The sequence below is a fragment of the Telluria antibiotica genome (assembly GCF_011682055.1).
Classification (GTDB): Bacteria; Pseudomonadota; Gammaproteobacteria; order Burkholderiales; family Burkholderiaceae_D; genus Telluria; species Telluria antibiotica.
Genome location: NZ_JAAQOM010000007.1, coordinates 206,983 through 219,572, shown reverse-complemented (window position 1 = coordinate 219,572; position 12,590 = coordinate 206,983). Strand labels below are relative to the sequence as shown.

9 protein-coding genes are annotated in these 12,590 nt (G+C 69.7%); 5 read left to right on the top strand and 4 right to left on the bottom strand.

Translation table 11 applies throughout. The features are described 5' to 3' along the window. Positions 1 to 111 precede the first annotated feature (111 nt). Positions 112 to 1,737, bottom strand: coding sequence for a methyl-accepting chemotaxis protein (locus tag HAV22_RS13505; protein WP_166859599.1), 1,626 nt, complete (start codon positions 1,735 to 1,737; stop codon positions 112 to 114). Between the two features lie 287 nt (positions 1,738 to 2,024). Between HAV22_RS13505 and HAV22_RS13500 the strand changes: the two genes are divergently transcribed. The 3 genes from HAV22_RS13500 to HAV22_RS13490 all read left to right on the top strand — a co-directional run bounded on the left by HAV22_RS13500 (position 2,025) and on the right by HAV22_RS13490 (position 6,903). Beyond that, positions 2,025 to 3,236, top strand: coding sequence for an ABC transporter substrate-binding protein (locus HAV22_RS13500; protein WP_208296181.1), 1,212 nt, complete (start codon positions 2,025 to 2,027; stop codon positions 3,234 to 3,236). 1 nt (position 3,237) lies between these two features. Then, positions 3,238 to 5,655 (top strand): PAS domain-containing sensor histidine kinase, encoded by a 2,418-nt coding sequence (locus tag HAV22_RS13495; RefSeq protein WP_166859598.1) that lies wholly within the window; start codon positions 3,238 to 3,240, stop codon positions 5,653 to 5,655. A 315-nt stretch (positions 5,656 to 5,970) separates the two neighbouring features. Then, a complete protein-coding gene (locus HAV22_RS13490; RefSeq protein WP_166859597.1) occupies positions 5,971 to 6,903 on the top strand; it encodes a bestrophin family protein in 933 nt (310 codons plus the stop codon). On the opposite strand, the gene HAV22_RS13485 is transcribed toward HAV22_RS13490, so the two are convergent. The 3 genes from HAV22_RS13485 to HAV22_RS13475 form a co-directional block, all read right to left on the bottom strand. Continuing rightward, the gene (locus HAV22_RS13485; RefSeq protein WP_166859596.1) at positions 6,904 to 8,862 is read right to left on the bottom strand and encodes a sialate O-acetylesterase; all 1,959 of its coding nucleotides are present in this window, start codon (positions 8,860 to 8,862) and stop codon (positions 6,904 to 6,906) included. It lies immediately after the preceding gene. A 186-nt stretch (positions 8,863 to 9,048) separates the two neighbouring features. Beyond that, positions 9,049 to 9,633, bottom strand: a complete 585-nt coding sequence (locus HAV22_RS13480; protein WP_166859595.1) for a hypothetical protein — start codon at positions 9,631 to 9,633, stop codon at positions 9,049 to 9,051. Between the two features lie 178 nt (positions 9,634 to 9,811). Beyond that, positions 9,812 to 11,032, bottom strand: a complete 1,221-nt coding sequence (locus tag HAV22_RS13475; protein ID WP_166859594.1) for a serine hydrolase domain-containing protein — start codon at positions 11,030 to 11,032, stop codon at positions 9,812 to 9,814. 147 nt (positions 11,033 to 11,179) lie between these two features. On the opposite strand from HAV22_RS13475, the gene HAV22_RS13470 reads away from it, so the two are divergent. Next, on the top strand, positions 11,180 to 12,166 hold the full coding sequence (locus tag HAV22_RS13470) for an LLM class flavin-dependent oxidoreductase (RefSeq protein WP_166859694.1): 987 nt from the start codon (positions 11,180 to 11,182) through the stop codon (positions 12,164 to 12,166). A 125-nt stretch (positions 12,167 to 12,291) separates the two neighbouring features. Further along, complete coding sequence (locus HAV22_RS13465; protein WP_166859593.1) at positions 12,292 to 12,570, top strand: hypothetical protein; 279 nt, start codon at positions 12,292 to 12,294, stop codon at positions 12,568 to 12,570. The last annotated feature ends 20 nt before the right edge of the window (positions 12,571 to 12,590 follow it).

The window sequence follows — 12,590 nt, the reverse complement described above, 5'->3', positions numbered from 1 at the left end:
TCCAAAACGGTGCGGCCATGCGAGCCCCCAAACGACAGCGCCCGCCGTCCGCCGGAAAGGCGGTGCGGCAGGCGCGGATGCGGATATGGGCCGTCAGGACGTCGGCGGCGTTCAGAACGCCTTGCCTCCGGCGAGTGCCGGCCGCGGTCGTGCGACGGTGCGCGCCGTGCGGGCGGCCGCGGGCGCTGCATGGTCCAGCTTGAATACGCTGACGGCGTCGGCAAGGCTGCGTGCCTGGTCCTGCATCGATTCCGTGGCCGCCGCCGCTTCCTCGACGAGCGCGGCGTTCTGCTGCGTCACGCGGTCCATCTGCAGGATCGCCGAGCTGACCTGTTCGATGCCGGCGCTCTGCTCGCTCGACGCGGACGAGATCTCGGCCATGATGTCGGACACGCGGCGCACGCTGGCGACGACGTCCCGCATCGTCGTCCCCGCTTCGCCGACGAGGCGCGAACCCGTGGCGACCTTGTCGACGGAATCGTCGATGAGCGCCTTGATCTCCTTGGCCGCCGCCGCCGAGCGCTGCGCCAGGGTGCGCACTTCGCCCGCCACGACGGCGAATCCGCGGCCCTGCTCGCCCGCGCGCGCCGCCTCGACGGCGGCGTTCAGCGCGAGGATATTGGTCTGGAACGCGATGCCGTCGATGACGCCGATGATGTCGACGATCTTCTTCGACGACGAGTCGATCGCGCCCATCGTCGCCACGACCTGCGCCACGACGTTGCCGCCGCGGACCGCGACCTCGGTCGCCGACACTGCCATCTGGTTGCCCTGCTGGGCATTGTCCGCGTTCTGGCGCACGGTGCTCGTCAATTCCTCGATCGAGGACGCGCTCTCCTCCAGCGCGCCGGCCTGGGCCTCGGTACGCGCCGACAGGTCGTGGTTGCCCGTGGCGACTTCGGTGGCGGCCGTGGCAATGGTATCGGCGCCGCTGCGCACGCGCGTCACGAGCGTGTTCAGGTTCGCGTTCATGGCCTGCAGCGCGGCCATCAGTTCGCCCGTCTCGTCGCCGCTCACGGCCTCGATGCGGGTCGACAGGTCGCCGTCCGCGACGGCATTCGCGAGCGTGACGGCACGGCGCAGCGGGCCCGTGATGCTGCGCGAGAGCCACCATGCCAGCGCGGCGCCCAGCAGCATCGCGACGACGCCCACGCTGCCCAGCAGCACGCGGCCGCTCGCGGCGAGCTCCTCGACGCGCGCCTTGGCCTCGTCGAAGTGCTGCTTCTGGTGTTCGGCGAGGTCGTTTGCCGCCGCCTCGTAGGCAGCCAGCGCCGGATTCATCTCGGCATCGGCCGCGCGCCCGACGGCTACGACGTCGGCCGCGCCGCCTTCCTGGAGTGCGAACAGCTTCTTGCGCGCCGTCGTGTAGGTCGCGCGCCGCTCGTCGAGCTTCGCCAGCAACGCCTTGCCTTGCGCGCTGGCGACGTCCACCTGCAGTTGCTTGGCGATGTCGGTGATGTCCGCGCTGTTCTCCTTCATCTTCGCGTCGATCCGCTTGCGGTCATCCGCATCCACCGCGCGCAACCGCGCTTCGACGAGGGCGCGGTTGATGCGGGTGTCGGCCAGCCAGCGGTCGGCCAGGCGGGTCTTGCGGACGAGCCCGTGCATGTCGGAAGTCGCACTGACGACCTGTTGCAGGCGCAGCGTGCCGACGACGGTGAGCATCGCTGCAAGCGCCAGGACGGCGGCGAACGCGATGCCGAGCCGGGCCCCGATTTTGAGATTCTGGATAGTCATGTGCACCTCGACGGAAAACGGTAACACTGCGCGATGCGGCTGCGCGTTCAAGCCTTGGCTGCGCGCGGTGGGTCTTGGCGGCTGGCCGGAGCGGTGACGGGGGCGCGGGTTGGGCCCGACGGGCGCGCGCCTGTGTGGGCGGGGCCGTGTCACAATTTGATGATACACGCGATATTTACTCGAGGAATATCGAGTTGCAACACCGCAACGATATTTCGTCAGAAAACAAAAATGCCATCGACGGCCCAAGGTTAGAATTTCTAGATTCGTATTGTTTCAGGTTTGCCATGACCGCTTCCCCGAAGTCCACCATCCTGCGTTCGCGGCGCCGCGTGCTCGCCGCGGGTACCGTACTGGCCGCGCTGCCGGGCGCCACGCGCGCGGCCGCGCCGTCGCCCGTGCTGCTGGGGATCGACGGCGAATTCGGCCTGGACAATTCGACATCGGCCCAGGCCATCGAACTGGGCATGCGCGCCGCGCTCGCGGAGATCAATGCGGCGGGCGGCGTGCTGCACGGACGGCCTCTGTCCCTCGTCATCAAGGACAACCGCTCGATCCCCGCGCGCGGCATCCGCAACATCCGCGAATTCGCGGCGATGCCCGATCTCGTGGCCGTGTTCGGCGGGCGCTTCAGTCCCGTCGTCATCGAGGAACTGCCGGCGCTGCGCGAAACGCGCACGCTGTTCATGGCACCGTGGTCGTCGGCCGACGTCATCGTCGACAACGGCATGCGACCGAACTACGTGTTCCGCCTGTCGCTGCGCGATGCGCTCGCGATGCCCAGGCTGCTGCGGGCGGCGCAGCGGCGCGGCCTGCGGCGCATCGGCCTGCTGCTGACCAACACGTCGTGGGGCCGCAGCAATGCCCAGGCGGCCGCGCGTGCGCTGCCGGCGCTGCCCGGGCTGAAGATCGTCGGCACGTCGTGGTACAACTGGCGCGACACGAGCCTCGTCGATAATTACCGGCACCTGCAGGCGGCCGGTGCCCAGGCCATCATCCTCGTCGCCAACGATGACGAGGCGGCGATCCTCGTGCGCGAAGTGGCCGCGCTGCCGCAAGAGCAACGTCTCCCGATCCTGAGTCACTGGGGCGTGACGGGCGGCGAGTTCGCCGCACAGGCGGGGCCCGCGCTGCAGCAGGTCGACCTGTCCGTGATCCAGACGTTCAGCTTCTTCCGCGCCGATCCGGCCCGCGTGCGGCGCTTCCTCGACAGCGCGGCCAAGGTGTCGGCGGTGCGTCGCATCGAGGACATCAAGTCCCCGGTGGGCGCCGCCCACGCGTACGACCTCACGCACATCCTGGCGCTGGCGATAGCCCGCGCCGGCAGCACCGACCGCAACGCCGTGCGCGACGCACTCGAGCACCTGGGCACGTACCACGGCCTCGTCCAGACCTATGCCCCGCCGTTCACGCCGGCCCGCCACGAAGCGCTCGCCCCCGACACGCTGCTGCTGGCGCGCTTCCGCGCCGACGGCGTGCTGGTGCCGGCCGGCGACTGACATGGCAGAGACGTTTGCACCGACGAGCCTGTCGCGCCGTTTCGCGATCGCGGCCGCGATCCTGACGGCCGCCGCCGTGCTGCTGATCGCGGGGGTCTCGTTCTGGTTGATCGACCAGCAGCGCGCGCAGGCCAACGCCCTGCTGCAGAAGCGCGAAGTCACGTTCCACGCCACGACGGTCGGCCACAACCTGGACGCCCTCGCCACGCGGCTGCAGGAAGTGGGCACCAGCCCGATCCTGGCCACGGCGCTCATCGACAGCACCGGCAAGGAAACCTATCTGACGCCATTCCTGCACGGCCTGCGCCAGATGAACGGCATCCCCGTGCGGCTGCTGTTCACCGACTTCGAGGCGCAGGAAATCGCCGACAACGGCGTGCCCGGCTTCACGCCGGCCGATATGACCTGGCTGCGCGCGCGGCTGGACAGCGGCGACGAGCGCGCGGCGCTGCGCGCCGGCCCCGACGGCGGCGAACTGCTCGGCGTCGTGCTGCTGCGCTACTCGCGCACGCGCACGCCGGAGGGCGCGCTGATGTACAAGGTGCGCCTGGCCGACCTCAAGCCCGCGCCGTGGGCCGTGCTCGCGCCCGCGGACGCGCGCACGGGCGCGCACGAGGTCGCGGTCGCCGTCCCGCTGCCGCCGCGCCTGGCCCACCTCGGCCTCGTGCTGCACGAGGACGAACGCCGCCTGCCGCCGCCGCTGCCGACGTCGGCCCCGCAATACCTGTTGATCCTGGCCGTGGCCGCGCTGCTTGCGCTGGTCGTGTTCCTGCTCGCGTCGCGGCTCGCACTGGGCCTCACGCACGACCTGCGGCGCCTTGAGACGTTTTCCGCGAGCCTCGGCGACGACATCGGCAGCCAGCGCGCGCCGCTGGACGGGTCGCGCGAAGTCGTGAGCCTCGCGCGCGCGCTGAACCGCATGCTCGACCGCTTGTACGAACAGCATGCACGGCTCGAAGCGGAACGCCGCAAGTTCCTGCAGCTGGCGAACAACATCCCGCAGCTCGTGTGGATCGCCGACCCGGACGGCAACATCGTCTGGTTCAACGACCGCTGGCACGAATTCACGGGAAGCCCGCCGGGCCAGGCCGGCATGGACGAATGGCACCGGTACCACGATCCAGAAGTCCTGCCCCTGGTGATGCGGCGCTGGAAGGAGGCGCTCGCCAGCGGCAACATGGCGCAGATGACCTTCCCCCTGCGCGGCGCCGACGGCCGCTACCGCAGCTTCTTCACGTCGGTGGCGCCGCTGCGCGACGACGGCGGCCACATCGTCCAGTGGTTCGGCACCTGCACGGACGTCACGCCGCTGGAGCGGGCCGAGCGCGCCGTGCGCTACAGCGAGGAACGCCTGCAGCAAGGGCTCGTCGCCGCGCACATGGCCGTGTGGGAGCGCGATCCGCACAGCGGCCGTGTGAGTTTCTCCGCGAACCTGCACAGCGTATTCGGCAAGCAGTGGCACAACATCGCCGAGCTTCACAAGCTCATCCATCCGGACGACCGCCAGGCGGTGCGCGCCACGGTCGAGCAGGCCGTCCGCGCCGGCGGCGAATACCGCGCCACGCCGCGCATCCGGCGCGCCGACGACGGGCGCCTCGCGTGGATCGACGTGCGCGGCCGCCTGGGCCTCGGCGCCGACGGCCGCAGCACCGTCGTGCACGCGATCGCGATCGACATCACGGAGCGCAAGCGCGCGGAAGAAGCGCTGCAGCTGGCCGACCGGCGCAAGGACGAATTCCTCGCGATGCTGGCGCACGAACTCCGGAACCCGCTCGCGCCGATCTCCAGCGCGGCCGACATGCTGCGCCTCGCGTACGCGGGCGAGCCGCGCGTGAAGCAGATCAGCGACATCATCGCGCGCCAGGTCGCGCACATGCGGCACCTGGTGGACGACCTGCTGGACGTCTCGCGCGTCACGCGCGGGCTCGTCACCGTCGCGCGCCGGCCGCTCGACTTGCGGCGCGTCGTCGCCGAGGCGGCCGAGCAGGCCCGCCCGCTCGTCGACGCGCGCCACCACGTGCTCGCCGTGCGGCTGGGCGACACGCCCGTGATGGTCGACGGCGACCACACGCGCCTCGTGCAGGTGGTGGCGAACCTGCTCAACAACGCGGCCAAGTACACACCCGAGGGCGGCCGCATCGACGTCGATCTCGAAACGATGGACGGACAGGCCTACCTGGCCGTGCGCGACAACGGCAATGGCATCGGGCCCGACCTGCTGCCCGTCGTGTTCGACCTGTTCACTCAAGGCTCGCGCACGCTCGACCGCGCGCAGGGCGGCCTCGGGCTCGGTCTCGCCCTCGTGCGCAAGCTCGTCGAACTGCACGGCGGCCACGTCGACGCCGCCAGCCCGGGGCCGGGGCGCGGCAGCACGTTCACGGTCACGCTGCCGCTGCTGCCGGTCACCGAGCCCGCTTGAAAATTCGGGGTCAGAGCAGAACTTCGGGGTCAGAGCAACCCGTAACCTGGCTTCGATTCGACTATCGCCCGCCGCGCTGGGCCAGCACGCCATACGAGACGGGATGGGCTGCGACTACGGGAGCGTTTTCGCCGAAGAACAATTTCTTCCAAAAGTGCTCTGACCCCGAAGTGCGCCGAAAAAGTGCTCTGACCCCGAATTTTCTGCCGGTCACCGGGCCCGTGTGAATCCGGCGATAATGCAACAAAGCATTCTCACGCCAATGCCAACAGACCGACCCATGCCCATCCACACCGTCCGGCCCTGGAGCCGGCCATGATCGTCCGCGACCGCCCGTCGGGCCTGCGCCTGTTCTTCATCCTGCGCGGCTCCGTCCTGCCCCGCATCTGGATGCACCTCGCGGTCAGCACCCTGCTCGCCGTCGCCGTCACGTGGACGGACGGCCAGTTTGGCCACCACAAGCTGCATTTCACGCCGACGCCGTTCACGTTGATGGGCCTCCCCCTCGCCATCTTCCTCGGCTTTCGCAACAACGCCGCATACGACCGCTACTGGGAAGGCCGCAAGCAGTGGGGCGAGCTGGTGCTGCGCAGCCGCAGCCTGGCGCGCCAGTGCCTGTCGCTCGTGGCGCCGGGCAGCAGCGGCGGCGACGAGCCGCACCTGCGCATCGTGCGTCGCGCCATCGCGTACGCGCACGCGCTGCGCCACCGCCTGCGCGATGCGGGCGCCGGGGCCGAGGCCGACGTCGCGCCGTGGCTCGCGCCGGCGGAATGGGACCGGGTGCGCGCGCAGCCGAACCTGCCGTACGCGCTGATGCTGGAGATGGGGACGGATCTCGGCCTGTGCCTGCGCACGGGCCGCGTGGACGCCTGCCTGGCGCCCGCCATCGACGCGAGCCTGTCGGCATTGACGGCGGTGGCCGCGTCGTGCGAACGCATCCGCGGCACGCCGATCCCGTTCTCGTACACGCTGTTGCTGCACCGGACGGCGTACCTGTACTGCTTCCTGCTGCCGTTCGGCCTCGTCGACACGATCGGCTACCTGACGCCGCTGGTGTCGGCCATCGTGGCCTACACGTTCTTCGGCCTGGACGCGCTCGGCGACGAGCTCGAGGAACCATTCCGCGCGTCCGACAACGGCCTGCCGCTCGAGGCCTTGTGCCGCACGATCGAGATCGACCTGCGGGCGGCGCTGGGGGAGCGCGACCTGCCGCCCCCGCTGCTGCCGCAGGACTACCGGCTCAGCTGATTACTTGACGTCCAGCTGGAACGGCGCGGCGGGCAGGTCGTCGGCGCCGAACAGGTTCACGAACGGCGCATCGGCCCACGCATAGCGCACGCGCGTGACGTCCGCCGTGGCGGCGCCGGGCAGGACGACCGTGTCGCCGGCCACGCGCGCCTCGGCATAGCGGCAAGCTGCTGCCGCACACGTCTCGAACGCGAGCGCGCGGTCGGACGAATAGGTGGCGAGGCCGCCGCCCGTGTCCTTGAACGCGATGACGATGTCGTTGCCGCTGCGCGTCGCCGACACGGCCGTCGGGCTGCCGGGCACCTCGTGCGCGCCGTACGCGACGGCACGCGCGGCGCGCGCGAGGCGTTCGCCGACGAGCGTCTTCTGCGTCGGGTGGATGTCGAAGCGGTCGCCCACGTCGAGCGTGACGGCGAGGCCCGCATGCGCGTCGTGCGCCACGGCGTATGCTTGCGCGTCGCGCAGCTCGGCCCAGCCCGACTTGCCGGGCGCCTTCGCCGTCGAACCGAACGACGTCAATTGCACCACGAGGAACGGCAGTGCGGGCTCGGCGAAGCGCTGGCGCCAGTCGCGCATCAACAGCGGCAGCAGCGTGCGGTATTCCTGTGCCGCGTCCGCGTTCGATTCGCCCTGGTACCACGCGGCCAGCTTGAATTTATACCCGACCAGCGGCGCGATCATGCCGTTGTACAGCGTGGTGAAGCTCGTCGGCACGTCCCACGGCGCCGGCGGCACGGACAGGCCTTTCAGGGCGCTGCCGCGCTGCACCTTCCACGCGGCCGGCAACGGGATCGCCTGGCCGTCGGCCGTGCCGATGCTGCGGCCGGATGGCGCGCCCGACATGCCGCCGCCCTGCCCGCCGCTCAGCACGCGCATCGCGATCACGTTGCGGCCCGGCTTGAACACGCCGGCCGGCACGGCATAGTCGCGCCACATCCACGACGTGCTGGCGCCACCCACGTACACGCCGTTCACCCAGGTGGTGTCGTACGTGTCGACGGGACCCAGGTGCAGCATGTTCGCGGCCTTCGCCTGCGCGTCCGTCAACGTGACGGTCGTGCGGTACCAGGCCACGCCGTCGAAGTCCTTGAAGCCGGCCACGCCGCTGTCCTTCCACGATCCGCCCGGCGCGACCGTCGGCCACGCGCTGTCGTCGAAGCCAGGGGCGATCCACGCGCGCTGCGCGGCCGCCTGCGGATCGTGCGCGCGCCACCACGCGTCGTTGCGCGCGTCCTCGGCGCGCATGCCGGCGGCAGGATCGGCGCCGTATTGCGCGACGGCGGCGACGCCGGCCTTGTAGCCGTCCAGCGTGCGCAGCGATTCGCCGCCGATCCAGCTCTGGATCGTCGTGCCGCCCCAGCTCGCGTTGACGAAGCCGACCGGCACCTTCTGGCTGGCCTGCAGCGAACGCGCCATGTAGTAGCAGACGGCCGACGCATCGCCGGCCGATTCCGGCGTCACGACCGCCCACTGGACCGGGCCCTTGAGCTCGTCCTGCGGGAGCGCCGTGCTGTTCTTCTGCACGTTCAGGAAGCGCAGCTGCTCGTTGCGGCCCGCGTAGACGGCGCCGATGGCATTGGTTGCCTGGCGCTGCTGGAATTCCATGTTCGACTGGCCCGAGCACAGGTAGACGTCGCCGACGAGGATGTCGGTGCGGCTGACCGTCTGGCCGTCCGACTTCACCGTCAGCGTGTACGGCCCGCCCGCCGGCTGCGGCGGCAGCTGGACCTTCCACTTGCCGTGCGCATCCGCGCTGCCGTTCACCGTATGGCCGGCCAGCGTGACGGCCAGCTTGTGGCCCGCCGCGGCCGTGCCCCAGACGGCGATCGGTTCGTCGCGCTGCAGGACGGCATGGTCGGAAAAGATGCGGGCCAGGCCCAGGTCGGCCGCTTGCGCGGGCAGGCAAGCGCAGGCTGCGGCGAGTGCGAGCACGCGCGCGGCCAGTTTCGTTGTCTCCATCGTGATTCCTCGTCGTTTGTCGTGGATGCGCCACCTAGCCGGGCTCGGATGTTTGCGCATATCATTTTTTGATACAGACAATGTTATACCAACGGCGACGTGTTGCGATACCGACGGGCAAAAAAAAGCCAGCCCGCAGGCTGGCGTTGTCGCGCTGTCCGGCCGGAGCCGGAGGTCGCCACTGGATCAGTAGCCGCGGTTGCCCGTGCCCTGATTGTTGGGAGGCGTGGCCGGCGTGGCGGGCGTGGCCGGTGTAGCGGGCGAGGCGGGCGTGGTGGTGCTGGAGCCGCTCGTGCTGGTGCCGGTGCCCATGTTGCTGCTGGAGCCGGACAGGCCCGTGCCGCTGGCGCCCGTGCTGCCGCTCATGCCGCTGGTGCCCGACGAACCCGAGGTCGACGTGCCGCTCGTGCCGCTCGTGCCCGACGTGCCGGTGCCCGAGGTACCCGTGCCCATGCTGCCGCTGCTGCCGGACGTACCCTGCGTGCCCTGCATGTCGTGGCTACCGCTCATGCCGCTGCTGCTGGAACCGCTGCTGCCCGTCGAACCGCTGCTGCTGGAGCCGCTGCTCGAGCTGGCGCTGGAGCTCTTCTTGTGGTGGCGGGTGTGTTTCTTCTTGCTGTGCTTCTTCATGGGTGCGCTGCTCGACTGGTCCTGCGCAGTCGCGCTGCTGTCGGTGGAGGCGCTGCCGCTGGTCTGCGCCTGTGCGCCCACGGTACCGAACATCGCCGCCGTGACGACAGCACCCATCAGGCCTTTCAGTAACTTATTCATTTTCATATCGCTCTCCTCAGAGAATGGGTGGGGCAAAAACTCTGCAATATCAAGTAGATATTGTGGAGGCGAAGTTTAAAGAGATCGTCGTGAGGGGCGCGCGCGTTAGCCGCGTGGCAACAAAAAATGACCGCAACAAAAGGGCCGGTACCGAGGGAAAGCCATGTTCGCGTTGGCCTCAGCCGGCCCCCGCCGCCAGCGCGGCCAGCGTGCCGAGACGCGTGTACAGGTCGAGCACATTGCTCTTGTCGTCCGGGTACACGCGGTTCGACAGCAACACGTAGAACGCGCGCGACGCCGGGTCGATCCACAGCACGCATCCCGTAAAGCCCGTGTGGCCATAGCTGCCGATCGGGAACACGGTACCGCGCGGGCGCTTCGCGTACGGCGAGTCGATGTCCATGCCGAGGCCGCGCAAGGCCAAACCGGGCGGCGATTGCACCGTCGTCAGCAGGCGCACGCTCTCCGGGCTCAGGATGCGCACGCCGTCCAGCACGCCGCCGTCGAGCAGCATCCGGGCAAAGCGCGCCACGTCGCCCACCGTCGTGAACACGCCGGCCGAACCCGCCACGCCACCCATGCGGCGCACGGTCGGGTCGTGCACGACGCCGCGCAGCACGTCGCCCGGCGCCAGGTCGCCGTGCGCGCCGTGGCCGCCGGCCTGCCCCACCTGCGTGGGCGCGATCGTCGCCGCGTCCACCCGGCGCAGCGGCAAATAGCCCGTCGCCGTCATGCGCAGCGGCGCGAAGACGTGGGCCTGCGCGTAATCGTCCAGCGGCGTGCCCGTGACCTGTTCGACGATCTGGCCCAGCAACACGTAATTGATGTCGGAATAGCGGAAGAACGTGCCCGGCGCACGCGTGACGGCCTGGTCGCACGCGAGCCTGTGCGCGGCCGCGCGGCCGTGCCAGGCGGGCGTGGCCGGCAGCCCGGCCGGGAGGCCCGAGCTGTGCGTGAGCAGCTGGCGGATCGTGATCGTTTCCTTGCCGCCGCCCGCGCAGTCGGGGAAATATTTGACGAGCTTGTCGTCCAGCCCGATGCGGCCCTGCTCCACCAGCATCAGCACGGACGGCGCCGTGGCCAATACCTTCGTCAGCGACGCCGCATCGAACACGGTGGACGCGGTGACGGCCGCCGTAGCGACGGCCGCCGCATCCGCATCGTACGTGACGTTGCCGTAGGCCCGCTCGTAGAACGCGTCGCCATGCTCCAGGTGGAACACGGCGCCCGGCAGCTTGTGCGCAGCGATTGCGGCTTTGACGGCGGCGTCGATCTGCGGGAAGCGGCTGACGTCGAGCTGGAGCGCCGCGCGCGCGGGCGCACGGGGCACGCGGGCGGGCGCCGAGCAACCGGCGGCAAGCGCGGCGATGCAGGCGACGGACAGCAGGTAAATACGCATGGCGAAATAAATGATGCCGGAGCGACATTGATCGACCGGCCATCATAGGCAGCCCGTCAGGCGGGGTCAAGCGTAGGAACGAGCACAAGCGCGGCACGGCGCACGCGAAAAAAGCGATCGGCGTATGATCTCCGGATGACTGCACCCATGATTCCCTTTTCGATACTCGACCTCGCCCCGATCACGGAAGGCAGCGACGCTGCCGAATCGTTCCGCCGCTCGCTCGACCTCGCGCAGCACGGCGAACGCTGGGGCTACCACCGCTTCTGGCTGGCCGAACACCACGGCATGCCGGGCATCGCCAGCGCGGCGACGGCGGTGCTGATTGCCCACGTGGGCAACGGCACGTCGACCATCCGCCTCGGCGCCGGCGGCATCATGCTGCCGAACCATTCCCCGCTCGTCATCGCGGAACAATTCGGCACGCTCGAATCGCTGTTCCCCGGCCGCATCGACCTGGGCCTCGGCCGCGCGCCCGGTTCCGACCACGCGACGGCACGCGCGCTGCGCCGCAACCTCGCGTCGGACGCGGACGAATTCCCGCAGGACGTCGTGGAACTGATGGATTATTTTGCGGAGTCGCCGCGCCGCCACGTGCGCGCCGTGCCCGGCGCCGGCATGAAAGTGCCAGTGTGGATCCTCGGCTCCAGCCTGTTCGGCGCCCAGCTGGCCGCGATGCTGGGCCTGCCGTACGCGTTCGCGTCGCACTTCGCGCCGCAGATGATGATGCAGGCCATCGAGATCTACCGCACGAACTTCAAGCCTTCCGCCCAGCTCGACAAGCCGTACGTCATGCTCGGCTTTAACGTGTTCGCCGCCGAGACGGATGCGGAAGCGCAGTGGCGCGCCACGTCGATGCAGCAGGCGTTCGTGAACCTGCGCAGCGGCCACCCGACGCGCCTGAAGCCGCCCGTCGAAGGCTATCTCGACCTGCTGGGTCCGGCGGAACGGGGCATGCTCGATGGCGTGCTGTCGTGCTCGGCGATCGGTTCGCCCGAGACCGTCGAGCGGCAATTGAAAGCGTTCATCGCGCGCACGGGCGCGGACGAGCTGATGATCACGTCGCAGATCTTCGACCACGCGGCGCGGCTGCGCTCGTACGAGATCGCGGCAGAGATCCGCCGCAAGGGTTGAACAGACAGACATTACCGTTGCCCGCAACGGTGATCTGGCGAACATTCAACCGGCGCCGCGGCGTCTAGGCTGTCATCCATGCACGGCATGTGGCCGTTGTAAGCCTACCCATTTTGGAGGACACCATGAAGACTCGACTGATCACCGCCACCCTGATGCTCTCGCTCGCCTCGACGGGCGCCGCCTACGCCAAACCCAGCTGCGCGAAAGGCGCCATCGTCGGCGGTGTCGGCGGCCACGTGGCCGGCAAGCACGGCCTGCTCGGTGCCGCAGCAGGCTGCGCCATCGGCCACCACATGGCGAAGAAGCAGGAACGCCAGGAGCGCGAAGCGCAAGCCCGGGCCAACGCACAGGCGCAGGCCAACAGCCAGCAGCCGGCACCCGCACCGGCGCCGCGCAAATAAGCAACACGCCCGGCAGGCGC